Below are 25,973 nucleotides of genomic sequence, written 5' to 3' on the forward strand. Positions count from 1 at the left end.
TTCGTCCACAGGCGCACCATGATCACCGGTGCTAGTATCTTCAATAAGTATCTCAAAATCAGATACTTGTGAATAAATAACAGTTTCTTCCGTCGCGGACTGCTCCGCAGGTGCCTCGTCGCCCGTGGCGGGGGCTGACCCGAAATCAATGGTGTCGCCGGCCGCAAACAGATCAGCGGGCAAAGCGTGTGGATTCGGGTCTTGTGGATTATTCTCTTTTGACACAGCAGTAATAAAGTGTGGCGGACTTGCCACTTCCAAACAAAAAACTATCGGTGCGAAGGCACCGCCGAAGCGGCGCTAACGGTATGCTCGTGCTCGTCAACTACGCCTTCGGCGACGGCCAAACCGTGGTTGGGTTGCAGGGGTACCACAAAAAACAGCGGGGTCAGCAGGTACACGGCAAATGCGGCCCATACGCTCACCCACGCCAGGGCGGCTCCCAACGCGTAACAAATCGGGCCTACCAGCGAGCGCCCCAGCAGCGTGCGCTTGGGCACGTAATGCGAGGCGTCGCGCAGCAAGTTGTCGTTGATGTAGCTGTGCAGCCACACAAACAGCAACGTATTGACAACCATTACGATACCAAAAAAGCTCACGGCCACCGGATTGTACGGGTACTCGCCCAGCAGCGCCGTCGGAAACGGAATGAAGGCCTGAGCCATCAAAAACAAAGCGTTGATCCACATGGCCGCGTAGCTGCAGCATCGGGCGAGGCTGAAAATGTACGAATGATTGACCCAAAATTTACTGACCACAATAAAGCTAATGGCCCAGCTCAAAAATTTCGGTACCAGCACCCGCAGACCGTGGAGCAGTTCGGCGGCGGAACCGTGCGCCAGATGCGGCACCTTGATCTCCAAGATCAACAGGGTGACGATGATGGCAAAGACGCCGTCGGAGAACGCCTCCACGCGGGTGCGGTGCAAATTGCCGCGGCGTAACAAGTCCAGCAGGGCAAACATAAACAGAGATTGTGAGGGTCGGGCTGTTCAAAAGAGCAGTGCCCGGCACGGGTGAGTTCTGCACACTACAACCATTCAACCTTCCGCAAATCTGCCGCATCAGCCGTAAACGGACCTGTACACAGCCACACAGCGATTTACACCTCTACTGCCTCCTCCACGGGCAGCACGTCACTGGTTACCAAGTCTTTTTCCAAACGAAGATTGTCGATGATGAATTCCTGACGGGCCGGGGTGTTCTTGCCCATGTAATACGTCAGCACTTGCTGAATCGAGCGATCCGATTGCAGGATAACTGGCTCTAAGCGAATGTTTTCGCCAATGAACTTACCAAACTCATCGGGCGAGATTTCACCCAGGCCTTTGAAGCGCGTAATCTCCGGGTTACGGCCCAATTGCCGCATGGCTTGTTGCTTCTCTTGCTCGTTGTAGCAATAAATAGTTTGCTTCTTGTTGCGCACCCGAAACAGCGGCGTTTCCAGGATGAATACGTGGCCATTACGCACCAGATCGGGGAAGAACTGCAGGAAGAACGTGAGCAGCAGCAGCCGGATGTGCATGCCATCTACGTCGGCGTCGGTGGCCACTACCACCCGGTTGTAGCGCAGGTTCTCGATGCCCTCTTCGATGTTAAGGGCGTGCTGCAACAGGTTCAGCTCTTCGTTTTCGTAAACGACTTTTTTCTTCAACCCAAAGCAGTTCAGGGGCTTACCGCGCAAGCTGAACACGGCTTCGGTCTCAACGTTCCGCGACTTGGTAATCGAGCCAGAGGCCGAGTCGCCTTCCGTAATGAAGAGCGTGGTGAGGGCTTCGTTTTCGTGTTTGTGGTCGTCGAGGTGGAGGCGGCAGTCGCGGAGCTTGCGGTTGTGCAGGTTGGCTTTTTTGGCGCGCTGGTTGGCCAGCTTTTTCACGCCAGCCATGTCTTTGCGCTCGCGCTCGTTTTGCTCGATGCGCTTTTTGAGCGCTTCCGCTACTTCCGGATTTTTGTGTAAGTAGTTGTCGAGCTGCTCTTTAACGAAATCAACAATAAAGCCGCGCACCGTGGGTCCGTCAGGTCCCATGTTGAAAGAACCCAGCTTGGTTTTGGTCTGCGATTCAAACACCGGCTCTTGCACCCGCACCGAAATGGCGGCCACAATGCTGCCCCGAATGTCGCTGGCGTCGTAGTCTTTGCGGTAGAACTCGCGCAGGGTTTTCACCACCGCCTCGCGGAAGGCCGCCAAGTGGGTACCGCCCTGTGTGGTGTACTGGCCGTTTACGAACGAGTAGTATTCCTCGCCGTAGTCGTTGCCGTGGGTCATGGCCAACTCGATGTCCTCTCCTTTCAGATGGATAATCGGGTAGCGTACGCTCTCCTCGTCGGCTTTGCGAGCCAGCAAGTCTTTCAGGCCGTTTTCAGAGTGGTATTTCTGGCCGTTGAAGTTGATGGTGAGGCCCGCATTCAGATAGACGTAGTTCCAGATCTGGTTTTCCAGGTACTCCGGAATGAAGCGGTAATTGCGGAAAATGCTTTCGTCGGGTTGAAAGACCATCAGCGTGCCGTTGCGCTGCGAGGTTTTCACCGGCTTAGGATCGCTCTTGAGCTGACCTTGCTCAAACTCGGCAGCTTTCATCAGGCCTTCGCGTACGCTTTGCACTAGGAAATAGCTGCTAAGCGCATTCACGGCTTTCGTACCAACGCCATTCAGGCCCACCGATTTCTGAAACACCTTCGAATCGTACTTGCCGCCGGTGTTGATCTTGCTGACCACGTCCACGACTTTGCCCAACGGAATGCCCCGGCCGTAGTCGCGCACTTGCACGCGGCTGTCGCTGATCTTGATGTCGATGGTGCGGCCGTAGCCCATTACGTGCTCGTCAATGGAATTGTCAATAACCTCTTTTACAAGCACATATATACCGTCATCGTACGCCGAACCATCGCCGAGCTTGCCGATGTACATGCCGGGCCGAAGGCGTATGTGTTCGCGCCAGTCGAGGGAACGGATGCTGTCTTCGGTATAAGCGTGTGGGGCTTGGGGTAGTTCTTCGTCAGCCATCGGAAATGGGTAAGTCAAATTTGATGTAAAATAACGCAGAAAATCGGCTTTTTCCCGGTACCGTCCGTAAAGCCCGACCAATAGGATTGTTGTAATCTGGGCGGGCGCGGGCACAACTAACCTGGTTGGCAAAACCGTATTAGCCTAACCCACACGCCGCCCTCAGAGTTCATCTGCGATTCTTCAAATATAGCCAATATCCGGCTATTTTCCTCTCACAAAACTTCCCAATTTTATTAGCTAATGTTACCCCCTCCCAACAATTTTAATCAGCCGCGGCATCCCAATCCAACGTCTGAGGTGCGCCAGCAACCGGTGATTTACTACACGTTCATGCTGATTGGCTTGTCGTTGCTCGTGTTCGTCCTAAATCGGCTCGACGATATTCTGCTGCCCATCGCGTTTGCTGGCTTGCTGTCGATCCTGCTGCTGCCCCTGTGTCGGTGGCTGGAAACGCGCAAAGTGCCTCGCATTCTGGCTATTATCTTGGTGTTGCTACTAGTGATTCTGACCATTGCTGGCATTATGTATGCCTTTGCTTCGCAGATTATTCAGTTTCAGAGCGAGCTGCCGAAGCTGCAAAGTCAGCTAAATCAGTACTTCAACCAAATCCAGCAGATTATCTACCAAAAGTTTGGTATTCAACCCATTAGCAAAGACGAGCTTACGGACTCTATTGTAAAGTCCATGAAGAAGTCGGCCGGCGGGGTGCTGGGCACCACCTTCAACACGACTACGGCGGTGTTTAGCAACCTGACGCTGGTTATTATTTACATCTTCTGCTTGCTGCTCTACCGCGATCACCTGCGCCAGTTTATGTTCCGCTTCGTGGCGCCGGATAAGCGCACCACCGTGCTGACGACCATCGACAACATTCAGGTGGTGGTGCAGGCGTACATCACGGGGCTTTTCACGGTAATCATCATAGTATCAGTGCTTAATGCCATTGGCTTGTTGGTACTGGGCGTGAAGTTTGCCATCTTCTTTGCCATTTTTGCTTCGGTGCTGGCCATCATTCCCTACATCGGCATCATGATCGGGGCGGCCGTGCCGGCCATCGTGACGCTGGTGGAAACGGGTTCGCCCCTGCGGGCGGCGGGCGTGGTGGGCGTGTTTTTGGTGGTGCAGTTTCTGGAAGGCAACTTTATTACGCCTATGATAACGGGCTCTAAAGTGAGCATCAACCCGATGGCCGCCATCATCGCCCTGATTCTGGGTGGCGAGCTCTGGGGCACGCCGGGCATGATCCTGAGCATTCCGCTGATTGCCGTGCTGAAAGTGGTACTGGACGCCTCCAAATCGACGGAGCCGTGGGGCTTCCTGCTCGGTGACATTGCCGAAGGGGAAGACACCATCCCGTCGGACAAAAATGAGCCGGGCTTTTTCGGGCGGCTCTGGGGACGGCTGCGGGGCCAGGCGTAACCCCACGCCAAGTAGAACAGTATAAGAGCCAAGAGTCTGCATCTGCGGTCTTTGCTAACCTGATCTATTCATCATACCAAACACCCAACACAATGGCTGCTATCACAGAAGACATCGCCCGCGCATATAACGACCTCGTTGAAATCAATAAAACCGGCGCTAAGGGCTACCAAGAAGCCGCTGAAGGCGTAAGCAATCCCCAGTTGAAATCGGAGCTGAGCCGCTTCAGCCAGCAGCGCGCCCAATTTGCCTCCGACCTCGAGCAACATGCTCAGCAATATGGCATTAGCCCGCAGAACGAAAGCACTGTGGAAGGCGTAGTAGCCGATGCCGCTGCTGCCGTACACCGCGGTTGGATCAACATCAAATCGGCCATCACCGGCCAAGACGACTCGGCTATTTTGGGCGAGTGCGAAACCGGCGATAAAGTAGCCCTCGAAGCCTATGAAAAGGCCATGAGCACTGGGTTGCCAGCCGAAGCTAAAAACGTAATTCAGAAGCAGCACAGCGAAATCTTGGCGGCTAAGAACCAGATTACCACGCTGAAGGGTCAGACTCATTAATTGGTTTTTCCTTTCGATGAAAGGCGGTTTGCTTCGGCAGGCCGCCTTTTTTTGTGCGCTGGCGTTCACTAAACTCCTCGGCGCCGGACAAAATCTTGTGCAACCATTCGGCCGGTTATCTTTGTTACCATTCTTATTAGCACTTATCAGCCGCTTCGCTTTTGTACGCTATCATCGACCTTGAGACCACCGGTGGGCAGCCAACCCAGGACCGCATCACCGAGATTGCCATTTTTATTCACGACGGCGAACAGGTCATCGACCAGTACGAAACCCTCTTGAATCCGGGGCGGCCTATTCCTTTCTTTATCAGCCAGTTGACCGGCATCAACGACGACATGGTGCGCGATGCGCCCAAGTTTCATGAGGTGGCCCGCAAGATCGTCGAGATGACCGAAGGCTGCGTGTTTGTGGCCCACAACGTGCGGTTTGATTACTCCTTCATGAAGAAGGAATTTGCCGATTTAGGCTACAATTACTCGCGCAAAACCCTGTGTACCGTGCGCCTGAGCCGCTCCCTGATTCCGGGTCAGCCGAGCTACAGCCTAGGCAAGTTGTGCCAGAATATTGGCATCCCGCTGAACAACCGGCACCGCGCCGCCGGCGACGCCGAAGCTACCGCCATCCTGTTTGATCGTCTGCTCAAAATCACGCAGCAAAGCGAATCCCTGACCCAGCCCGGCATCAGCCCAGCCGATACGCTGGCCGCCGTCGACGCGGTGGCGCCCAGTGGCCGCCAGCCCAAGGCCGCTAAGCAACCCAGCCCCAAGCGCGTTTCGGCCGTGCAGGAAGCCATCAAGACGGCCTTGCTCCCACCCAACATCACACCCGAAAAAGTAGCTTCGCTGCCCCAGGAAGCCGGCGTGTATTACTTCCACAACGAGGAAGGCGAAGTGATTTATGTGGGCAAAAGCATCAACATCTACAAACGCATTCAGCAGCACTTTGCCGTTGATTATAAGTCGCGCAAGTCGCTGGAATTCAAAAACTCGATTTCGGATATTACTTGGCATCTAACTGGCTCTGAGCTAGTTGCGTTGTTGTACGAATCCGACGAAATCAAGCGCCTCAAGCCACTCTACAACCGCGCTCAGCGCCGCTCGGTGTTTCCGGCGGGCATTTTTCTGCGCACCGACGAAAACGGCTACCTGCGCCTTTACTACGGTCGGGCCGACGACCACGCCGAGTCACATCCGTTGATTGCGCTGGGTAACCAGTTCAAAGCCAAGGGATTCCTGTTTCACAAAGTATCGAAGTTCGGGCTCTGCCAAAAGCTCTGCGATCTGTACAAAACCCAGGGCTCCTGCTTTGATTATCAGGTACATCGCTGCAAAGGCGCCTGCGTGGGCCTGGAGCCGCCCGAAGAATACAACAAGCGCGTAGAAGAAGCCATTGAGTCGTTTACGTTTGAGCACGGCTCGTTTGTGGTCATCGGCAAAGGACGTCGCGAAGACGAAAAATCCATCGTGCTGGTCGAAAACGGCCGGTACTTGGGGTTTGGTTACGTCGACGGCGAGTTTTCGGCGCGGCGAATCGGTGATTTTAAAGATGCGATCACGCGCTACAACGACAATAAAGACGTCCAGCAGATCATCCGTCAGTACCTGCGCACACCGCACAAAGACAAAGTGAAAATCTTTCGGTGATTCTTCCGGTCGGGCCAATTATGTCAGCTACAAAAAGCATCGTTTCGGCGATGCTTTTTTTGTGTTGGACGAAAAGTTTAGGCAGTCCTATCCGAACTACTTAGTTTCGGAGACTCGATTACCTACGCCGCGATTTTATCCTATTTCACAAGTATTCAAGCAGTTACATTCGGCCTGTATTTTTTTGTGACAAAAAATCTCGTTTAAGCCCAAAAAAGCTATCCTTCTGCTTGCCCTGCCCGTTTAAAAGCCAATACTGCTCCCCCATCTACCCTCCTATTGCACGTGTCACCCCGATCCCTGTATGTAACCACCGTTACTGCCACATGGCTGACCTGCTATATCCTACCGACGAATCGCTGTATTTTCATAATGAACTAGCCAGCGTTATTGAGCATCCCGCCAAGTTTGTGCGCATTGAATGGCAAATTGTGCCCGTGCGCAGCTCCGAGTTTCGGATGGTGTACGAGCAAGTATTGGCGCTGCTCAAAAATAAAGGGTACACCAAAGTCCTGACCGACCATCGGAGTATGCCGCCCATTCTGCCCGAGGACAAAGAATGGCTGGCGCGCTGCTGGGCGCCCCGCGCCGTGCACGAAGGCGGCTACAAACGCTGCGCGGTGGTCCAAACTCAGGATTCCGCCAACTATTTGTATACCAAGCATATAACCCATGCCATAAATCACTTGGCACTGGAGGTAGGCCAGTTCGAAGATCAGCAGGCGGCCGTGCGCTGGCTGTGCTGCGCTTAATTATTTCACAATTATTTGATTATCAAGTAATTAAAACAAACGGTGGCGCAGCAGCCAGCCAGCAGCGTCGAATTCGTTGGCGCGGGGCTGATACGGCTCAATTTTGATGGCTTTGCTCACGTTGAGAGTGTTGCCGTCGCCACTGTCGAATACGGTAACGGACGTCTCGATATCCGACGGAGTATCAAGCTTTTGACGAATGATGTCTTGCCCCGCTCCATCGTAAATGCCAATGGCAAAGCGCTTGTCGGGCAGGCCTTCCAGCTCAAAAATATCGTCGCCACCCAAGCCGTACAACTTAATGGAGCGCGTCTGGCTCACGTCGAACACGCGCTGCCCCGAGAGGCTGTCGGCGTGCTGCATGTGCTGTTGGTACACGCGTACGCGCACCTTGCCCTCGCCGGCTGGCTCAATCACAAAGCGCTCGGGCTTGTCGGTGCCGGGCAACTCGATGTCGCGCGAAAGCAACTCATAGAACTTCGCCGCCACCGCCGGCAGCTGATCACGGCGACTGCGCAGCTTTTCTTCAAACTCGGCACCGGATAATTTGTAAATGTTTGCGGGCCACACGGTTAGCGATTTCTTTATGACCGCATCCGAGAGCTGGTGCCGCATCGAGTCGGCCACCTGCCGAAAATCGTCGGCCGTCAGGTACACCAGCAGCGTTTTGTCCATGGGTTCGGCGGCCCGGTTGAGGCCCTCGACGTCGCTGAGGAGGATTTCCTTGTGAAAGCTCTGGTAGTTGGACTTCACCCAACTGATGATCTTGGTCAGAAATCCGTCGTCGAACTTAAAGAACGCGTGGTCGCGGTCGCGCGGAATGGCGCGGTAGCGCGTGGTGCCGTCGGGCGTCAGGAAGCTGGCCCAGCGCCATTGGTCTTCGCGCCGGCTCCAGTCGCCCAGCCACATATCGAACAACCGCGAACGCAGGTATTGGCGCGTATCTATTTCGTAATCAGGGCGATATCTGATGTTGGTAAAAACCTTGCGCGAACTCTCCACTTTGGCAGAGTGACCGAAGCTACTGACCAGGCTTTGGTCGCCTTCGGGGCGCTCCTCCAACAGGTACAGGGCATTGGCAAACGACTTGCGAAACTTCCCCAGCGCCGGATCATCGGCCACGTACACCAGCCGCGGATTGGTAGAATAAATGCCCGCCGCCTCGGCCAGCGGCGGCACAATGTAGGCTCCATACGGATGAATGACGCTGGTTTGGTCTTTCATGAGCTTTCCGATGGGGCCATTTTGCAGGCGCGCCGGCAAGGCTTTGGTCGCATCTTTATCGACGGAGCGCAGTACGTATTGCACCCCGTTGCGATCGACGAGGCGTAGGTTTTTGGTTTGGAAGCTGCCTCCTTCTTGGATGGGCGTCAGGCCACCGGGCACGGCGGTGCGCAGGTTGAGCACCGGCGCGCGCACGGGCTCGGCCCATACCTTTCGGTAATGACGGCCCCAAAAAAATTGGTGCACCGGCCCGCGCAGGTACTGCGGCCCGGCGGCCACCTGCACCGTCGAGTCGGGGGCGATGACGGGCGGAGCAGAATTGGAAGCCGCCGGCGCCGAACACGAATACAGCATCAGCGCGCCGCTGAGGCAGGAAACCAGTCGGCCTTGCGGCGTAAGAAGACAATAGAGAGGCACGTGATCGGGAGTAAGGCTTCGGGACCCAGTAACCAGAACAGTTACCCGGACTTATAGCGCAAACGGCCCGGCAGGGGTTGTGTTGAGCTAGCTGTCCACTTTTATTGTAAAGTTGCGTTGAAGGATGGACGTTGTGTTCTCAATTCCCACTTGATGCCCCACCGCTACCTCTCTTGCTCGTTGCTCTTGTTGCTGGCGAGCGGCTGCGCACGAAAAGCGTTTTTTCAAACCGATGCCCGCCTTTCCGACGGCCCTGCCGCCCCTACCGACAGCGCGCGGGTGGTGGCAGGACGCCATTATTTGCATGGCAGGCTCTACAACGTGTTTATGGGTGCGCACTACCGCTCGGTGTGGGCTTCGCCCGTTGTAGTGCCTACTTTTAATCCGCAGACAGCCGTGGCGGGCGGTGTGGAAGCGGGCAAGATGGGTGGCGGCTTTCAGAGCACCAGCATGACGCTGGATGGCCACAACGGGCGCGCCTACGCCCTGCGTACCCTCGACAAAGACCCGTACAAAACGCTACCCAAGATTTTTCAGAAGACGTTCGTACTCAATGTGGTACGCGATGCGACTTCTGCGGCCAACCCCTACGCAGCGTTTGTGGTGCCGCCGCTGGCCGAAGCAGCCGGCGTGTTTCACACCAATCCGCAACTTTATTATATAAGTCCGAAAGAAACAGCCTTGGGGCCATACTCCGAGCGCTTTCGGGGCAAGGTGGTGATGCTGGAAGAAAAGTACAACGGCCCTGCCAACCTCACCCCCGCGTTCGGTAAGGCCACCGACCTGAAGGACACCGAAGACATGCTGCGCAAGCGCTACACCGATCCTACGCATCAGGTTGATCAGCTGGCCTTTGCGCGCGCACGCTTGCTCGACATCTGGCTGGGCGACTGGGATCGGCACGAGGGCCAATGGCAGTGGGCCGTGTACGAGCAGGCTGGAGGACGCACGCAGTACTGCCCCATCCCCAAAGACCGCGACCAAGTTTTTTACCGCTTCGACGACGGCCTGATTCCGTGGCTGGCGAGCCGCAAATGGGGCGTGCGCAAGTTTCGCACCTTCAAGCCGGAGTATGAAGACATTGCTGGCTTGGTCCGCAATGCCCGCTTTATTGATGCGCGGGCCCTGAGCGAAGTCACCGCCCAACAATTCCAGCAACTTGCCACCAATTTGCAGCAGCGCCTTACCGACAACGTGATTGAGAAAGCCATTCGCCGGATGCCACCGTCGGTGTATGCCTTGGAGGGTGCCCGCACGATAAAGGCGCTAAAAAAGCGGCGTAGCAACCTGCCCGCGGCCGCCCATACCTTTTATCGGCTGCTGGCCGAACAAGTCACGGTGGTCGGCACCGATGCCGACGAACACTTTGTGGTAGAGCGCCTTAGCGACTCAACTACCCAAGTCAGCATGTACCGCATTCCCGATGAAAGTGAGAAAGCGCCCGCCGACACGCTGCTCTATCGGCGCCTGTTCCGCACCAACGAAACCAAGCGTCTCGTTCTGCATGGCCTCGACGGGAAAGATGTGTTTGAGGTGCGCGGCAACGTAAAGCGCGGCATCCGCACCGACATCTACGGCGGCCCCAACGAGGACACAGTGCTGGACACCTCTCACGTACGCGGCTGGAGCAAAAAGACGCGCTACTACGACACCAACCGCGGCAACGAACTCACCAAAGGCTCTGAAACCAAGGACAAAACCGAAAAAGGCGTGCTTATGCACGCTTACGACCGCGAAGGCTACTAGCAAACTAAAGCAATTGCATTATTAGTAACTCGTTTATAGACAGTGAGTTACTAATAATGCAATTGCTTTAGTTTGTGCTTAAGCTATCTCGCTCAGCATTTCCAGCACCATGTGCTCGGTGGGTGTGAGCAGGTCGTTTTCTTCCGGATCGACGTCGTGTTTGCGCAGGTAGTCAATCAGCTTATCGGAGTTGAAAAGTTCCACCACCTGCGGGTGAATGTAGTATTTGCTGCACACGGTGGGCGTGTTGCCCAAGCCGGCAGCCACGTTTTTCACGGCGCGCTTCAGCACTTTGTCTTTGGGCAGGTCGGGTTCTTCGTGCAGCACACTTTCGAGGCATTCCACCATTTTCACGGTGCCGCCCCACGTCCGGAAGTCCTTGGCCGACAGATTGATACCCGTTACTTCTTGCAGATACGCATTTACGTCGCCCGACTCCAGCTCCTGGCGGTGGCCATCGGCAGAATAGTACTGAAACAGGTGCTGCCCCGGAATCTCTTTGCACTTCTGCACCATGCGGGCCAGACGGCGATCGTGCAGCGTTACGTCGTGCGGAACGCCTTTTTTGCCCACAAACGAAAACCTGACCTCGTCGCCTTCTACTTGCACGTGGCGGTCGCGCAGGGTGGTCAGGCCGTAGCTTTTGTTTTTCTTGGCGTATTCCTTGTTCCCCACCCGAATAAACGACTGGTCCATGAGGGTGAGCACGATGGCAATCACTTTTTCGCGGTCGAGCTTAGGGTGCTTCAAGTCTTGCTGAATGCGCTGCCGCAGGGCGGGCAACTTCTCGCCGAACGCCTGCAAACGGCTAAACTTCGTCAGGCTGCGCGCCTGGTCCCAGGCCGTGTGGTAGATGTACTGCTTGCGGCCCTTGGCGTCGCGGCCGGTCACTTGCAGGTGAGAATTGGCGGAGGGCGAGATCCAGACGTCGGTCCAGGCCGGCGGAATCACAAAGCTGCTGATGCGGCTTAAGATTTTTTCATCCGTGATCGCTTCCCCTTTGGCATTCAGATAGTTGAAGGTGCCATCGGGGCCGGCTACGCGGGTCAGGCCGGGCTTGGCATCGGTGAGGTAGCGCAGGCCGGCAAGTTCGGCTTGGCGGGCCGGATCTTTGTAGAGAACGTGTGCTTCGTCGTCGGGGACTAGGTTCTTTTTCTTGACTTTGGGGCGTGGGTGGGTTGTAGCGGGCATCGTAACAGGATAAGCCTGCTGACCAACATAGCCAGCGGGATTTTCTCTACGCAGAACCCGGCAGAAAGTAACGCACTCGCCAACCTAGGCCGCAAGCGCAATTCACGCCTTTTCATAATATATTGATTATCAATATATTATATAAATCAATTCAAGAACCACAGAATAACAAGCTACTTCCGACGTTTTCATTGTACCAGTGTCTCCTTTCCGACCAGGCACCGGCAGTATTGAGCCGCTCGAACACCCCAGAAATTAGAATAATTAAAAACGTCAAAAATATTATGCGCTGATTTTTTGGCCTCTACGAAAGATTAAAGCAAATCAATAACACTTCTGGTGGCCTTTCCGTATGCGGTTCCGGTGGTTTTGGCACCGTTTTCTCTCTTGCACTTTTCAGCCCGCCCTTTCTTATATACCAATTGCATCCTTACTCATGATCCGCTTCCTTTCCAAACCCTGGCTTCTGTTATCTCTGGCTGCTTCTCTTGCTACCTCGGCCTGTTCGGGCAGTGGCGATGGCGTGGTGCTCTTCTCCGTCGACGACGACAAAGCCCTCGGCACCAAGGTGGCGGCCAAAACCGATTCCACGTATCAGGCCAGCGGCCAGTTGCTTCAGCGCAGCGCCAATCCTCAGGTGTACCAGTTGCTCGACGGGGTGGTAAACCGGGTTTTGAATTCGGGTCAGCTTACCTACCGCAATGAGTTTCCGTGGGATGTCAAAATCATCAAAGACGACAACATCCAAAACGCGTTTGCGACGCCCGGCGGCCACATTTACGTATTCACGGGGCTGATTAAATACCTCGACAACGAATCGCAGCTGGCGGGGGTGTTGGGCCACGAAATTGCCCATGCCGACCGCCGCCATACGTCCAAGCAGCTTCAGCAGCAATACGGTATCTCGTTGCTGCTGAGCCTAGTACTAGGCGAAAACCCCAACCAACTGGTTACCATCGCCAGCGAATTGGGCCAGTTGAAGTTTAGCCGCGACTTCGAGCGCGAAGCCGATTTGTATTCTGTGAAATACCTCAACGGCACCGGCTATTACGCCTGCAACGGCACGGCGGGCTTTTTTGAGAAAGCGCAGAAAGAAGGCCAAACGGGCGGTACGCCCGAGTTCCTCAGCACCCACCCCGATCCGGGTTCGCGCGTGGAGGCCATCAATACCGAAGCCCAAACCGAAGGCTGCACCGGCCGCACCGTCGACAACACCAATTTCGACAAGTTGAAATCGCTGCTGTAAATCAATAGCTTACCGTTTGAAAGGGCCTGTAACCGAAGTTGCAGGCCCTTTTTGCATAAATAGACGAGCTTAGCCCGGACTTAGTAGCATCGGCCTCTTAAGGCGACTCCACAACATCGGGGGCCGCTCCGTGCGTATGGATTTCCATAGCTTTGGCCTTTATCCTGCCTGTATGCCTTCCTTTCTTGATAAATTCAGCGACTGGGCCGAGCGGGCCGACAACCTCATTCTGCGTACCCGCACGCGCCTGGGACTGCTTGATCCGCTGCAAATTGTGCCGTATCGCAGCTACGGTACGCCCACACGGCTTTATGTTAAAGGCCGTTTGCTGACCGACAAAGGCATCGGCGAGCCCGACGCTTCTGACTCGCGCTGGCATAACCTGCTGAACATGTACCGGCGCTTCGAAAGCAACGAAATCAGCGGAGCGCAGCTCATTATCAGGCCCGCCGACGGCACCGAGCACGCTGTAGTCACCGACGAAGAAGGCTACTTTACGCTTAACATCGAACCCCAGGCGCTGCCCGAACCCATCGATTTTATGTGGTATCCGGTGGACGTGCTGTTGCAGTCGGTGCCGGCTCCCATCCCGATGGCGGCGGGCCTGCGTACGCAGGCGCCGGTGCTTATCCCGCCAGCCGATGCGGAATACGGCATCATCAGTGACCTCGACGACACGGTTATCCAGACTTCGGCCACCGACATGTTGCGCATGGCCCGCACGGTGCTGCTGCGCAATGCCCGCTCGCGGCTGCCTTTCAAAGGAGTGGCGGAGTTTTATCGGGCCTTGCAGCTGGGCCGCAACGGCAAGCGCAACAACCCGTTTTTCTACGTAAGCAGCAGTCCCTGGAACCTATACGACCTGCTGGAAGACTTTCTGACCCTAAATCAGATTCCGCCGGGCCCGTTGTTGCTGCGCGACATGGCGTTGGTGCGCCAGAAAGCCGGCGATGCGTCGGAGCATCATGGGCACAAGCTCAAAGAGATTGATAACCTGCTACTTACCTATCCCCAGCTTCCTTTTGTGCTTATTGGTGATAGCGGACAGGAAGACGCTAATATCTACCGTGAAGTAGTGCGGCGTCACCCCGGCCGCATTCTGGCCATCTACATCCGCGACGTGCTCCGGCCCGACCGCGCCACGTTGGTGGAAAGCGTGTCGGAGGAGCTGCGGGCCGACAAAGTAGAAATGTTGCTCGTGCAGGACACGGTGCAGGCCGCCGAGCACGCCGCCCGCGCGGGGCTCATCTTCACCGAAGCCATTCCGGCCGTGGAGCAGGAAAAGCACAAAGACGAAACCACTCCCGACGACCCCGGCGAGGTACAAAAAGAAGGTTAAACGCAGTACAGAAAGCTAGCTTGAATGGTCGGCGACAATCACCCACTGCCCGTTCAGCCTACGAAAAACCAGCAGAAAATGCCCTTCCAAATCGCCGGCCTTGGGGCGCGTTAGGTGCCACTTGCCCACTACGTGCGCGGCCTCGTCGCCGAGGGGCGTAATGCGCAGGTTGGAGAACACCAGCTGGCCCATAGCGGCAGCGTCGGGATAATTGCGCTTGTAGTTATCGAGGGTGGGCTGCCAGCCGTAGGTAAGCCCGCGCTTGCCAATGAACACCAACGAATCGGATTGCCAATAGCCTTGCATAAAGCCCGCCACGTCGCCGCGGTTCCAGGCGGCGGTTTGCGTAGTGAGCACTTGGGTAATGTCGCGGCGCAGCGAGGTGGCAGCAGGCACCTGCGAGCAGGCGCTTAGCAGCACGCCACAAATGAGAACCCAAAAAAGCTTCTTCATAAGTATTTGATTATAAATTAGTTATACTTAATTCTCCAGAATCTCTTTCACGTAAGTTGTGCCCCCTAGGCGGCGCATGTTGCGCAGGACGCGTTGCTGCTTGGCACGCGCCGCCGGGCCGGGGTTGCTGGCCCGAAACCGCAGCGGATTGGGTAGCACGCCGGCCAGCAAGGCCGCTTCCGGCGGTGTGAGCCGATTGGCCGATTTGTGAAAGTAACGCTGCGAAGCGGCTTCGGCCCCAAACGTGCAATCGCCCATTTCGGCCACGTTCATGTACATCTCCATGATGCGGCGCTTGTTCCAGAGCAGTTCAATGAGCACCGTGAAGTAGGCTTCCAGGCCTTTGCGCACGTAGCTGCGGCCGTGCCAGAGAAACACGTTTTTGGCAACCTGCTGCGAAATGGTGCTGCCCCCCACGACCTTATCGTCGCTCTTCATGTTGCGCTTGGCGGCTTTCACTAAGGCATCGAAATCGAAGCCGTGGTGCAGCAGAAAGCGCTGGTCTTCGGCCGCGATCAGGGCCAGCGGCAGCTGCGGCGTCACCTCCCCAATGGTTTTGAAATCGTAGCGAATGCGGCGGCCGTCCTGCACGATGCCGTAATAGCCTTTGCCCACGGGCGGGTGCGCCCGGCGTTCCAGCATGATCCAGGTGGCAGGGGGCGCTACCCACCGATACACAAGCACCCACGCCAGCGAGGTCAGAAATAACGCGGCTATCACTTGCAGTCCGATGCGCCACGTCCGCTGCCATAGTTGTTTGTAATTCGCCACGCGTAAAAAAGCCTTCTTCAAGCGGAATAGGTAAGAAAGGGAAGCCGCAAAAGTAGCGGATTCGTTGCCTTCCCAAGCCATCTGCGGCGGAGGCTTGTTATATTACCAAGCCTACTAGCCCCAACCCCGACGTCTTATGCGCCTTCTTCCGCTCTTCCCGCTCAACATTGTGGTGTACCCCGGCGAGAAACTCAATCTGCGCATCTTCGAGCCCCGCTACCGGCAGCTAGTGCACGACTGCCTCGAAACAGACATGACTTTTGGCATCCCACCTTATATCCAGGACAGCGTGAGCCTGCTGGGCACCGAAGTGCGTTTGGTGGGCGTTGAGAAGGTGTATGACAACGGCGAAATGGACATTCGGACGCGCGGGCTGCGCGTGTTTCGGGTGCAGGAGTTTTTCCGGCAGGCGCCGGGTAAGCTTTACGCCGCGGGTCAGGTGGAAGACATTGTAGACGATTCGGAGGAAGATGCGGTGCTGAAAACCCATATTACCGAGCAGGTGCGCAAGCTCTACGACATTCTGGGGCTGCGCAAGCTGTTTCTGGACCTGCCGCCCGACTACAAAATCTACGACATTGCCCATCACCTAGGCTTCAATATCGATCAGGAATACCAGCTGCTGGAGGCCACCAGCGAACACGAGCGCCAGGAAATCGTGCGCGAGCACCTCGACCACATTCTGCCGGTGCTGCTCGAAACCGAGCGCCTCAAGGACCGGGTGCGCCTCAACGGACACTTTAAAAACCTGACGCCCCCTAATTTTTAGCCGAGGCCAAGTAGGCTTGAGCGTTTTGTGGCCTTTTCTCGTACCTAAAGCCTGACCTTCAAGCTCCAAAGCCTTGCCTACGTATCTGCCTCACTTACTGATAGTTGCTTTTTTGTTGCTGTGTGGCTGGTTTGCCTACCGCTACCGACGCGAACGCAACTTTCGTCGTAAACCCTACGTGGCGCCAACTGCCCGCGCCTGGGCCAGCCACCAGCCCGATCCGGCGGCTGCGGTGCGACATCGGGTGGCCTTGGTTGGCGACTTGGGCGCCGTAGCCACCGACGGCCACGACCCGGTGCTGAACCTGCTGCAAGGCTGGCTCCAGGAAGCCGGCCCCGCCAGCACAGTAGTGGTGCTCGGCGACAACGTGTACCCAACCGGCCTGCCCGCCGTCGGGCACCACGGGCGCAGCAACGCCGAGTTTCGCCTTGACATTCAGTTGGATACCTTACGCAGCTACGACGGGCGGGTAATCTTTTTGAGCGGCAACCACGATTGGAACAAGGGCCGCCGCGACGGCTACGAATACTTGCTGCGTCAGGAAGAATACGTGCTGACCCACCTGCCGGGCGCCTACTACTTGCCGCCCAACGGCTGCCCCGGCCCGGTTACGATGCAACTCGCCGAAAACGTGCTTTTGGTAGTGCTCAATACGCAGTGGTGGGTGCAGCACGGGCCTCGCCCACTGGGCAAGGAAAACGGTTGCACCGCCACCGACAGCCGCATGCCTTTCGTGCAGCTTCAGGAAATTCTGGAGCAGAACCGCCACCAGCAGGTGTTGATTGCCGGCCATCATCCGCTGTATTCCAACGCCATGCACGGGGGCCAGTTTACCACCAAACAGCACGTTTTTCCGCTTACCCAGATGCACAAGCAGGCCTATGTGCCGCTGCCGGGCCTGGGCTCGCTGTTTCCCATATACCGCAAACTCGTGGGGGCCGAGGAAGATATGGCCCACCCCCGCTACCGCACCATGCGCAAGCGTTTGCTACGGGTGCTGCGGCAGTTTCCGAACCTGATTTACGCCGCCGGCCACGATCATAACCTCCAGTATTTCAACTACAAAGGTGGCCACTACTTAGTCAGCGGATCAGGCAGCAAAACGGCCTTCGTGGGCAAGGGCGGCAAAGCCACCTTTACGCACGAGCACAAGGGTTTTTTTGTGATCGAGTACTACGAAAACGGCGATGTGTGGCTGCGGACCCTGGAGCCCGGCAACACCGATGGCACCGAGCGGGCACCAGAAGCCTTTCGCCAACTACTTAGTAATCAACTTGTTCCGAATCAGGCCCCAACACCTGCAAGCTCCGCGAGCTGATTTCTACCGTTACAGGGGAAGCCACCGTCAGCGGTTCGCCATCTACCTGCACCAGCACTTGCTGCTGGCCGGGCACCGAAATACTGGCCCGCTGGCAGCGCAGCCGGCGCGTATAGGCCGAGGAATCGAAGTTTTCGGTGTAGAGCTGGTAGAGAATGCCCAAGGCCGCGGTGCCCGGAAAAGGCTCAATCAAACAGATTTCAAACCAGCCGTCGTCCAGCTTGCCTTCGGGGTTGATGATGACGTTGCTGCCGAAGGTATTGCCGTTGGCAATGGTCACCATAAACGCCGGACCCTCAAAGGTTTCCTGATCGGTTTCGATGCGATACACGGCGGGCTCGTATGACAAAAACTCCTGCATGGCAATGCGCACGTAGGCGCCGGGCCCGCGCGTGTCGCCGTGGCTAAAGCGCTCGACCACCAATGCGTTGAAGCCCAAATCGGCTAAGTGCACCGAGAAGTGCCCGCTGACGCTCAACGTATCAATGGCCCGCTCGCGGTGGCTCCAGACGAGTTCCAGGGCCTGCACCACATCCTGCGTAATGCCCAAATCTTTCGACAGGCCGTTGCCGGAGCCCAACGGGATAATCCCCATGGGCACAGCTACTTGCCGCGCCACCTGCGCTACCAAATTGGCCGTACCGTCGCCGCCGGCCGCAAACACGGCTTGGTAATTTCCTTCTTGTAGCGTGCGCTCAAGCTGAGTCACATCTTGCTCGCCGGTGGTGTGAAAGAATCGCGCGTGGCGCCCGTGCTCCGCGCAAATGCCGGCGATGGTGTGTTCTAGCTCTGACTTATCGATGTCGCCCGAAACAGGATTCAGAACAAACAGTACTTCAGGATTTTGGGTGGACATAGCGAAGGAATGCGCGGCTGGGAAAACGGTCATTAGTACGTGCAAATAAACAAAATGGCCGAGCTCGACAGAGCTCGGCCATTTTGGCGATAGGGATCTCAATGAATCCTTTAAGGTTTCAACCCAGCGGGCACGCCCCCCGGAAACTCGGCAGTAATTTCTTCCTGCAAGTGTCCGATACGGTTGCCCGGATTCGGATGCGTACTCAAAAACTCCGGCGGATTGCTGCCCTTGCTTTCCTGATCGAGGATGTTCATTACCTGAATCATCGAGCGCGGGTCGAATCCGGCTTTGGGTGTAAAATCTACGGCGAGCTTATCGGCTTCCAGCTCATCTTCGCGGCCGAAACGCAGAGTTACAAGCTTGCCGATCATCAGGGCCGCCGCCGAGCCTACTGCCGAGCGCGGGTTGTTGGGGTCGTAAGCGGCGATAGCGGCGGCACCGCTCAGGCCTTGCGTCAGCTGCGATTTGGCGATCTGCTCGGCCGAGTGCCGGGCTACTACGTGCCCGATTTCGTGGGCCAGCACGCCGGCTACTTGGCCTTCCGTCTTCAGGTTTTTCAGCAGGCCAGCCGTGATGAATACCTGCCCGCCCGGCAACGCAAAGGCATTGATGGTGTTTTCGTCGGCCAACAGGTGAAATTGAAACTTGTAAGGCGTCTGGGAAGCTTTGGTGCTGCGCACAATCTGCTGGCCGATACGCTCAACGGCGGCGCCTGCTTGCTGGTCGGGGTGAATGCCGCCGTATTGTTGGGCCATTTCGGGGGCGGCTTGCAGTCCCAGCGCAATTTCCTGCTGGGCCGTCATGTCGACGTGCTGCACTTCACCGGTCACATCGTTTACCGAGCGCTTACAGTAGTAAGTCAGGAAGGTAAACAGTGCCATCAGGCCGCCAATGATAAAACGAAGGTTTCCTCTCATGAGTCGTCAGGTGTGGAAAGGGAGTTGAAAAAGGTAAGAGTAGGGGGTATTGGCTTGTAACGCGGCCTTGTGCGCAGGGTTGCCCCCGCCGAAGGCAGCCAAAATTCTGTAACTACCGTATCAGGCTCAACAGGCCTTGGGGCCCCTCTCCTTTTTCTTTTCTCCACTACTCACAACCCTTTGTATATGAACCAGAAACGCACCTTCGGAGCTATTCTGACCATCTTGGGCATCATCGGCATCATTTACGGCGCACTCGGCTTTATGCACGTGGCCGGCGTCAAGCTCAGCACTGTAAATGCCATTGTACCCTTCGCGGTCGGCCTTATTTTCTTCTTCGCCGGCATCAACTTGGTGAAAGCCACCGGCGACAGAGCCTAAGTTCACAATCATTTGATTACAAGATACTTACAAACAAAAAAGCCTCGGCGGTTGCCGAGGCTTTTTTGTTTGTAAGTACGGCCGGCTAGCCGTGCGAATCAATTCCCTGGCTGCGGGCAAAGGCCAGCAGAGCGGGGTCCAGTTGGAGCCAATTCGATTGATACGCCACGCCCCGCGGCGCATGTGCATACACCACCGAGCCGCCATAAATAGCGCGGATGATGTCGGAGCTTTCGTTGGAAGGCAAAGCCGGGCAACCCTGGCTGCGGCCCAAACGGCCGTGCTCGCGCACAAAATCTTCGCTCACGTAATCGGCGCCGTGCACCACCACGGCGCGGGTAGCGGCGTTGGTGTTATAGCCGGGATCTACGCCTTTTAGCTTCAGCGACAAGCCGTGCTTGCCCGTGTAGGTGTGGCCCGTGACATAAAAGCCCAGGCTGCTCATTTCGGAGCCTTCGCGGTTGGAAAAAGCAGTGGCAAACTCTTCGCCGGTATTTTTGCCGTGGGCAACCAAGCTGTGAAACAACAGCCGCTGCTCACGCAAATCAATTACCCACAGCCGCTTTAGGCGGCTAGAACGGTTGAAGTCGATGATGGTAAGCACATGCTGCGAGGGCGATATTACGCCGCGCTGCTGCAAGTTGTAAAACCCCACCAAAGCTTCGCGGTACACATCGGGAGCCAAATCAGCGGTTACCAATTTCGATTGCGCGTAGCTGCGCATGACGTGCTGCTCAAACGAAGCCAGGTATAACGTGCGGCGCGCTTCGTTCTCGATGCGGACCGCGGCAGCACCCGAGCCTGAGGAGGAAGCCGGACGGTTGGCAGCCGGCGAAGTCGCGGCCGGTAATAGTATGGAAGACAGCGAAATAAAAGCGCTGACAAAGGCTGTTCGAAAGGAATTCATGGGTTGGGGCAGTCGCAACAGGTTGTTTTAAGTAGTGGCAGCTCCGGGCAAGCAAAACGAAAATAGTACTTTCGTGTCATTATAACGGCCCTCCTAACCGTCATAGTATCCGCGTCAGTTCCTATTCCTCAATTTGTTATGTTGTTTCGCCGATTGTTGCTAGTCCTCCCAGCCTTGGTGTTTGCCGGCTGTGGTCACTCGCTTTCCGAACTGCCCGGCTTCGACGCGGCCGCGTGGCGCAGCGATCGTTTTGCCTGCCAAAACAAGCGCGCTGCGCTGCTGCCCGCCCTCGAAAAATCGCGTGACCAGCTTTACGATAGCCGTACCAGCGACATCGACGGCATCTTGGGCCACCCCGACGAGGAGGAGCTAGCCGACCAGAACCAGCGCGTGTATACCTATTACGTAGAACCTGGCCCACAATGTGAGCCGGCTCATCTCCACTCGTCTGCCCGCAAATTCACGTTGCGCTTTAGCGCTACCGGCACCGTGATCGAAGTACAGTACCTGCGCTGAGTTGGGTATCGATTTTCAACTAGCCTTATAGGCAAAAAGGCGGCTCCGAACCTCGGAGCCGCCTTTTTGCCTATAAGGCTAGTAAAGCTTTCGGTGCGAATTAGCCGACGCCATTTTCGCCGGAGTCAGACTTGGGCTGCTCGTCCTGTGGCTGCTCGTTGCGGAGCAAGCTCAGCTGAGTAGGCGTCAGGATGCGGCTGCATTCGCTTTCGTATTGCGCTTCTAGCTCAGCCATTTTGGCTTGGCGCAGTGAGCTGTTATCGCGGTACTGCCACTGGATCTCGTCGGCCTGGGCCAGCTTGATGCGGTTGATGTTGCGGAGCTTAATATATTGACCCTCATTGAGTTGCAATTTGCCACTCATATCGCGGGTAAGGGAAGTCACCCGATTTTCGGCGGGCTCGCCGGTGCCGGGCAGTTCGGCGTGGCGATCACTTCTTTGGGCAGCAGCGGAACCAACAACTCCCAGAAAGAACAGGCAGGTTACTAAAGCAGATTTCATAAAAACGGTGGTAGAAAGGTTGGCGGGGTAGAACTACGGTACTCTTACGGAAGAGCTTAATAAAAGATCTTAAACTTAGATTATTTATTAATCTCTTTTTTGATAGTCCAAATATATATTGGATTAATGTAATAGCAAACTTTTTATGAAAATTTTTATCAAACCAGACATTTCCTGAACTCAGCCTTGGAGTTTACAGCTAGCGTGAGCGACCTCAGAAGGCATAAAAAAAGCCGATTCCAGATTGGAATCGGCTTTCACAGCAAGAAGGCAGGTTACTCAACCCCTTCCATGGGTTTGTGATCAGGGCTCTTGAAATATTGCATAGCCACCAGCGAAATGATCATCCCGCCCATACTGCCCATCAGGATAATTGCCAGAAAAGCAATCACTACCGACAGGTCGGATCCGAACAGATCGCGAGCTCGTGTGAGTTGCTGCAAAATGTCGGGCTTGATGACGCTAAGAATAATGAAGAAGAAGCCCAGCGCAATCGACGCTACCATCGCCGTAATAATGCCCGTGCCAAAGCCCTGCAGGTACGGCAACCGGTCGTCTTTGGCCCGTTTCAAATTCATGATGGCCAGGATCACCCCTACGGCCAGAATAACGAGATCGAGGGCTCCGGCGCTCATATTCCTAAAAAAGTCGGCCAGCACGGCAATGAGCGTGTACACAATCAGGACTGCTGCTGTCAGGAGGCCGTAGCGGAAACCATTGTTTTCGGCAGTAATGCGAGCGTCAGCCATATAGGTCAGAAAAAAGGGGTTAGGAAGAGGATCAGAATGAAAACTTAGGAACTGCAGGCCAGCCGTCCGATGTTATACGACTCGCAGGCTGCGCGCAGTTCAATGCTGATTTCCTATACTCTTTTCAGCAAATGGATGTTGTGCAGCTACTTATTTTTTTTGTTTTCGATAATCCCGATTCAATTTACCGGCTTGGCAATGCGCTGAAAATGAGTCTGAAATTTTCATTTGGGTTCGTATCAGCTATTTAATTGCGCAAGAGTATTTAACGTGCCCCGAGGCATTTTGCGTAATTTCGCGCGCCGTTTCTCAGGCCGGCTTTCCGTTTAATTTTCGTTTCTCCGCTTTATCATATGATCAGCACTTCCAACGTAAGCCTCCGCTACGGCAAGCGTATCTTGTTCGAAGACGTAACCATCAAATTTTTGCCGGGCAACTGCTACGGCCTGATCGGGGCCAACGGCGCCGGCAAATCGACCTTCCTGAAGATTCTTTCGGGCGAAATCGAGCCGAACACTGGCACCGTGGATTTGCCGGCCGGGCAGCGCTTGGCGGTGCTGAAGCAGAACCAGTTTGCCTATGATGAGTTTCCCGTACTCCAAACCGTAATCATGGGCCACCAGCGCCTGTGGAGCGTGATGGAGGAAAAAGACGCCCTCTACGCCAAACCCGACTTTTCGGATGCCGACGGCGAGCGCGCGGCCGTGTTGGAGGGCGAATTTGCCGACTTGGAAGGCTGGAACGCCGAATACGAAGCCGCAGAATTGCTTAGTGGTCTGGGCATTACGGAAGACAAGCACTACACGCTTATGTCGGACTTGGGCGGCTCGGAAAAGGTGCGGGTGCTGCTGGCACAAGCCCTGTTTGGCAACCCCGACGTGCTGCTGCTCGACGAGCCGACCAACAACCTCGACGCCGAATCGGTGTTGTGGCTGGAAAACTTCCTCGACAATTTCCAGAACACGGTAATTGTGGTATCGCACGACCGCCACTTTCTCGACGCGGTGTGTAACTACATGGCCGACCTGGATTTCTCGAAAATCACCATGTATCCGGGCAACTACTCGTTCTGGTACGAAAGCTCGCAGCTGGTGCTCAAGCAGCGGCAGGAAGCCAACAAGAAAACCGAAGACAAGCGCAAGGAACTCGAAGAGTTTGTGCGGCGCTTTTCGGCCAATGCTTCGAAAAGCAAGCAGGCTACCTCACGGCAGAAGTTGTTACAAAAGCTTACCCTTGAGGACATTAAGCCCTCGTCGCGCAAGTATCCCTACATCGCCTTCAAACCCGAGCGCGAAGCCGGCAACCAACTGCTGACCGTCGAGAATCTGTCGAAATCGGTGGACGGGCAGACCGTTTTCCGCAACGTTAGCTTCTCGCTGGATAAGAAAGACAAGATTGCCATTGTCGGTCGCGACGACCGGGCGGCCTCCCTCCTATTTGACATTCTGTTCGAGCAAGCCAAGCCCGACACCGGCGAATTCAAGTGGGGCACGACCATTACGCCGTCGTACTTCCCGAGGGAAAACAGCGAATTCTTCGAGTCTGACCTCAATTTGGTAGACTGGCTGCGGCAATATTCGGCCGAGAAGGACGAGAGCTTTATCCGGGGCTTTTTGGGCCGGATGCTGTTTTCGGGCGAAGAGTCTTTGAAGAAGGCGAACGTACTGAGCGGCGGGGAAAAAGTCCGCTGCATGCTCTCCAAGATTATGATGGAATCGGGCAACGTGCTTGTGCTCGACGACCCGACCAACCACCTCGATCTGGAAAGTATTCAGGCCCTCAACAACAGCCTGCGCGATTATACGGGCACGCTCATTTTCTCTTCACACGACTTGCAGTTTATTGAAACGGTAGCTAACCGCATCATCGAACTCACGCCCGACGGCATCATCGACCGGCGCATGAACTACGAAGAATATCTGGCCGACGACCAAATCAAAACGCAGCGCAAGCGCATGTATCAACTTGTGTCTTAAGCACGTTGTAACGTTATGAAACGACTCTTCTGCCTGTTGGTATTGGGTGGCTCGGCGCTGTGGCTGGCGCCTACGGCATCGGCCCAAACCGACACGACCCGCACCACCGTCAAACCGCAGCTGAATACGGCGCCTCCCGGGCCGCCAACCCCCGCGCCGCGCCCGGCTGATCAGCCCGCGGCCCGGCCTGCGGTGCCCGTGCCGGCTCCGCCGCCCGTCGATCAGCCGTTGCCGTCGCAAACAGCCCCGCGAAGCGACAGCCCCTCCGGCCTCGATTTTCCGGTAGGAGCTAAACTAAAGGCTGATGAGCCCAAGTCGAAGTACTTTCTTTACACCAACTTCGGGCTGGGCTACAGCAGCAACCCGTACAGCGGAGGCCAGTTTAGCGCTAGTCTGGCGCCGGCCATTGGGTATCGCCTCACCGATAAGTTCTCATTTGGCCCCGGTATCAGCTACGCCTTCAACAGCGTGTCGTTCCCGAGTGATTACCGCACGATAGGGTTCCCGAACAGCGTACAGCTTAACAGCTTGGGTATCAAAGGGTTCGCGCAGTACATGTTCTACCGCGAATTCTTCATTCATGCCGAATACGAAGTTACCCGCGCCGAATCGTACAACGTGTACGAAGTGATCCCTCAGCAGCAGTACGAAGTTGTGAAGGTAAAGCGTACCCTCAACACGCCTTTGCTGGGTCTGGGCTACCGTCAGCAATTTGGGCAGCGGGCCGCCGGCGATATTACCGTGCTTTATAATTTTAATGACGGTTATGATACGGCTGGCTATCCGTTGTCGCCTTACGGCCAACCGGTAATTCGCTTTAGCTTTTTATTCGACATCGGGCGATAACGCATTTTCGGCTCCCGAATCGACAAATAAAAAAAGCTGCTCCATTGCTGGAGCAGCTTTTTTTATTTGCGTTTTTTCAGACTAAATAGAATTTATTTCAACTCGTAAAAGCCGAAATAAATACGCTACACCGCGTTGCCTCTAATCAGACGTAGCAACACGGCTACAATGGCTATAACAAGCAGAACGTGAATGATTCCGCCGGTGTAGAAGCCGCCGAAGAAGCTAATAGCCCAAATGATTACTAAAATGACGGCAATAAGATACAGCAGATTTCCCATGGTGGTTGGAATTAGGTTTGATGAAAGGAAGGGAGAGAACGAAGCGCCTGGAAGGGTCTAATCGGGATGGATTAGTTTGGAAAGGCGATTTGCGGATTTGTACGCTAACGTTTTGAAAAGGATATATTCGACTAAAAGAATTAGATATACCGGGGAGTTATTTTTTTTGAAACATGCC

General features: G+C 55.5%; 25 protein-coding genes. 13 read left to right on the forward strand and 12 right to left on the reverse strand.

The genetic code is table 11. The features are described from left to right. Positions 1 to 269: 269 nt before the first annotated feature. Both H9I52_RS10020 and H9I52_RS10025 read right to left on the reverse strand, forming a co-directional pair. Positions 270 to 965, reverse strand: coding sequence for a TMEM175 family protein (locus H9I52_RS10020; protein WP_187453735.1), 696 nt, complete (start codon positions 963 to 965; stop codon positions 270 to 272). 137 nt (positions 966 to 1,102) lie between these two features. Then, entirely contained in the window at positions 1,103 to 3,004 is a 1,902-nt protein-coding gene (locus tag H9I52_RS10025; RefSeq protein WP_139517281.1) for a DNA topoisomerase IV subunit B, read from the reverse strand. 243 nt (positions 3,005 to 3,247) lie between these two features. Between H9I52_RS10025 and H9I52_RS10030 the strand changes: the two genes are divergently transcribed. From H9I52_RS10030 to H9I52_RS10045, 4 genes are all read left to right on the forward strand, one after another. Next, entirely contained in the window at positions 3,248 to 4,426 is a 1,179-nt protein-coding gene (locus H9I52_RS10030; RefSeq protein WP_262385997.1) for an AI-2E family transporter, read from the forward strand. Between the two features lie 92 nt (positions 4,427 to 4,518). After that, complete coding sequence (locus H9I52_RS10035) at positions 4,519 to 4,989, forward strand: PA2169 family four-helix-bundle protein (protein WP_139517282.1); 471 nt, start codon at positions 4,519 to 4,521, stop codon at positions 4,987 to 4,989. A gap of 161 nt (positions 4,990 to 5,150) precedes the next feature. After that, entirely contained in the window at positions 5,151 to 6,635 is a 1,485-nt protein-coding gene (locus H9I52_RS10040; RefSeq protein ID WP_187453736.1) for an exonuclease domain-containing protein, read from the forward strand. A 326-nt stretch (positions 6,636 to 6,961) separates the two neighbouring features. Beyond that, positions 6,962 to 7,387 carry an STAS/SEC14 domain-containing protein gene (locus tag H9I52_RS10045; RefSeq protein WP_139517284.1) on the forward strand — a complete coding sequence of 142 codons (426 nt, stop codon included), beginning with the start codon at positions 6,962 to 6,964 and terminating at the stop codon, positions 7,385 to 7,387. Between the two features lie 30 nt (positions 7,388 to 7,417). On the opposite strand, the gene H9I52_RS10050 is transcribed toward H9I52_RS10045, so the two are convergent. Then, positions 7,418 to 9,028 carry a hypothetical protein gene (locus tag H9I52_RS10050; RefSeq protein WP_187453737.1) on the reverse strand — a complete coding sequence of 537 codons (1,611 nt, stop codon included), beginning with the start codon at positions 9,026 to 9,028 and terminating at the stop codon, positions 7,418 to 7,420. 153 nt (positions 9,029 to 9,181) lie between these two features. Between H9I52_RS10050 and H9I52_RS10055 the strand changes: the two genes are divergently transcribed. Continuing rightward, the gene (locus H9I52_RS10055; RefSeq protein ID WP_187453738.1) at positions 9,182 to 10,774 is read left to right on the forward strand and encodes a hypothetical protein; all 1,593 of its coding nucleotides are present in this window, start codon (positions 9,182 to 9,184) and stop codon (positions 10,772 to 10,774) included. A 78-nt stretch (positions 10,775 to 10,852) separates the two neighbouring features. Here H9I52_RS10055 and H9I52_RS10060 read toward each other — a convergent pair whose 3' ends face one another. After that, entirely contained in the window at positions 10,853 to 11,965 is a 1,113-nt protein-coding gene (locus H9I52_RS10060) for a DNA topoisomerase IB (RefSeq protein ID WP_187453739.1), read from the reverse strand. A 436-nt stretch (positions 11,966 to 12,401) separates the two neighbouring features. Between H9I52_RS10060 and H9I52_RS10065 the strand changes: the two genes are divergently transcribed. Both H9I52_RS10065 and H9I52_RS10070 read left to right on the forward strand, forming a co-directional pair. Further along, positions 12,402 to 13,211, forward strand: coding sequence for a M48 family metalloprotease (locus H9I52_RS10065; RefSeq protein ID WP_139517288.1), 810 nt, complete (start codon positions 12,402 to 12,404; stop codon positions 13,209 to 13,211). A gap of 172 nt (positions 13,212 to 13,383) precedes the next feature. Next, positions 13,384 to 14,550, forward strand: a complete 1,167-nt coding sequence (locus H9I52_RS10070) for an App1 family protein (RefSeq protein WP_187453740.1) — start codon at positions 13,384 to 13,386, stop codon at positions 14,548 to 14,550. 15 nt (positions 14,551 to 14,565) lie between these two features. Here H9I52_RS10070 and H9I52_RS10075 read toward each other — a convergent pair whose 3' ends face one another. Further along, positions 14,566 to 15,003, reverse strand: a complete 438-nt coding sequence (locus H9I52_RS10075) for a YybH family protein (RefSeq protein WP_187453741.1) — start codon at positions 15,001 to 15,003, stop codon at positions 14,566 to 14,568. Positions 15,004 to 15,030: 27 nt separating this feature from the next. Then, the gene (gene mtgA, locus H9I52_RS10080; RefSeq protein WP_262385998.1) at positions 15,031 to 15,795 is read right to left on the reverse strand and encodes a monofunctional biosynthetic peptidoglycan transglycosylase; all 765 of its coding nucleotides are present in this window, start codon (positions 15,793 to 15,795) and stop codon (positions 15,031 to 15,033) included. Positions 15,796 to 15,910: 115 nt separating this feature from the next. On the opposite strand from mtgA, the gene H9I52_RS10085 reads away from it, so the two are divergent. Together H9I52_RS10085 and H9I52_RS10090 are read left to right on the forward strand one after the other, a co-directional pair. Next, positions 15,911 to 16,543 carry an LON peptidase substrate-binding domain-containing protein gene (locus H9I52_RS10085; protein WP_187453742.1) on the forward strand — a complete coding sequence of 211 codons (633 nt, stop codon included), beginning with the start codon at positions 15,911 to 15,913 and terminating at the stop codon, positions 16,541 to 16,543. A gap of 73 nt (positions 16,544 to 16,616) precedes the next feature. Beyond that, on the forward strand, positions 16,617 to 17,861 hold the full coding sequence (locus H9I52_RS10090; protein ID WP_187453743.1) for a metallophosphoesterase: 1,245 nt from the start codon (positions 16,617 to 16,619) through the stop codon (positions 17,859 to 17,861). Here the strand turns inward: H9I52_RS10090 and H9I52_RS10095 are convergent. Together H9I52_RS10095 and H9I52_RS10100 are read right to left on the reverse strand one after the other, a co-directional pair. Continuing rightward, the gene (locus tag H9I52_RS10095; protein ID WP_262385999.1) at positions 17,806 to 18,750 is read right to left on the reverse strand and encodes a diacylglycerol/lipid kinase family protein; all 945 of its coding nucleotides are present in this window, start codon (positions 18,748 to 18,750) and stop codon (positions 17,806 to 17,808) included. The two genes, H9I52_RS10090 and H9I52_RS10095, sit on opposite strands and share 56 nt — an antisense overlap. A 77-nt stretch (positions 18,751 to 18,827) precedes the next feature. Continuing rightward, positions 18,828 to 19,637: a M48 family metallopeptidase gene (locus H9I52_RS10100; RefSeq protein WP_187453744.1), complete on the reverse strand. Its 810-nt coding sequence runs from the start codon at positions 19,635 to 19,637 to the stop codon at positions 18,828 to 18,830. Positions 19,638 to 19,823: 186 nt separating this feature from the next. On the opposite strand from H9I52_RS10100, the gene H9I52_RS10105 reads away from it, so the two are divergent. Next, complete coding sequence (locus H9I52_RS10105; protein WP_139517294.1) at positions 19,824 to 20,018, forward strand: hypothetical protein; 195 nt, start codon at positions 19,824 to 19,826, stop codon at positions 20,016 to 20,018. Positions 20,019 to 20,103: 85 nt separating this feature from the next. On the opposite strand, the gene H9I52_RS10110 is transcribed toward H9I52_RS10105, so the two are convergent. Continuing rightward, positions 20,104 to 20,925, reverse strand: coding sequence for a murein L,D-transpeptidase catalytic domain family protein (locus H9I52_RS10110; protein ID WP_222940445.1), 822 nt, complete (start codon positions 20,923 to 20,925; stop codon positions 20,104 to 20,106). 138 nt (positions 20,926 to 21,063) lie between these two features. Between H9I52_RS10110 and H9I52_RS10115 the strand changes: the two genes are divergently transcribed. After that, on the forward strand, positions 21,064 to 21,441 hold the full coding sequence (locus tag H9I52_RS10115; protein WP_139517295.1) for a hypothetical protein: 378 nt from the start codon (positions 21,064 to 21,066) through the stop codon (positions 21,439 to 21,441). Between the two features lie 100 nt (positions 21,442 to 21,541). Here the strand turns inward: H9I52_RS10115 and H9I52_RS10120 are convergent, their stop codons facing one another. Then, positions 21,542 to 21,943: a hypothetical protein gene (locus H9I52_RS10120; RefSeq protein ID WP_187453745.1), complete on the reverse strand. Its 402-nt coding sequence runs from the start codon at positions 21,941 to 21,943 to the stop codon at positions 21,542 to 21,544. A 275-nt stretch (positions 21,944 to 22,218) separates the two neighbouring features. Continuing rightward, positions 22,219 to 22,692 (reverse strand): DUF4199 domain-containing protein, encoded by a 474-nt coding sequence (locus H9I52_RS10125; RefSeq protein ID WP_139517297.1) that lies wholly within the window; start codon positions 22,690 to 22,692, stop codon positions 22,219 to 22,221. A 353-nt stretch (positions 22,693 to 23,045) separates the two neighbouring features. Here H9I52_RS10125 and H9I52_RS10130 point away from each other — a divergent pair, with 353 nt between their 5' ends. Together H9I52_RS10130 and H9I52_RS10135 are read left to right on the forward strand one after the other, a co-directional pair. Further along, positions 23,046 to 24,668 (forward strand): ABC-F family ATP-binding cassette domain-containing protein, encoded by a 1,623-nt coding sequence (locus H9I52_RS10130; protein WP_187453746.1) that lies wholly within the window; start codon positions 23,046 to 23,048, stop codon positions 24,666 to 24,668. A 15-nt stretch (positions 24,669 to 24,683) separates the two neighbouring features. Further along, positions 24,684 to 25,514, forward strand: coding sequence for a hypothetical protein (locus H9I52_RS10135; RefSeq protein ID WP_139517299.1), 831 nt, complete (start codon positions 24,684 to 24,686; stop codon positions 25,512 to 25,514). A 125-nt stretch (positions 25,515 to 25,639) separates the two neighbouring features. Here the strand turns inward: H9I52_RS10135 and H9I52_RS10140 are convergent, their stop codons facing one another. Beyond that, positions 25,640 to 25,795, reverse strand: a complete 156-nt coding sequence (locus H9I52_RS10140; RefSeq protein ID WP_139517300.1) for a lmo0937 family membrane protein — start codon at positions 25,793 to 25,795, stop codon at positions 25,640 to 25,642. Positions 25,796 to 25,973 lie beyond the last annotated feature (178 nt).

It is taken from the genome of Hymenobacter sp. BT491, from assembly GCF_014349165.1.
Taxonomy (GTDB): domain Bacteria; phylum Bacteroidota; class Bacteroidia; order Cytophagales; family Hymenobacteraceae; genus Hymenobacter; species Hymenobacter jejuensis.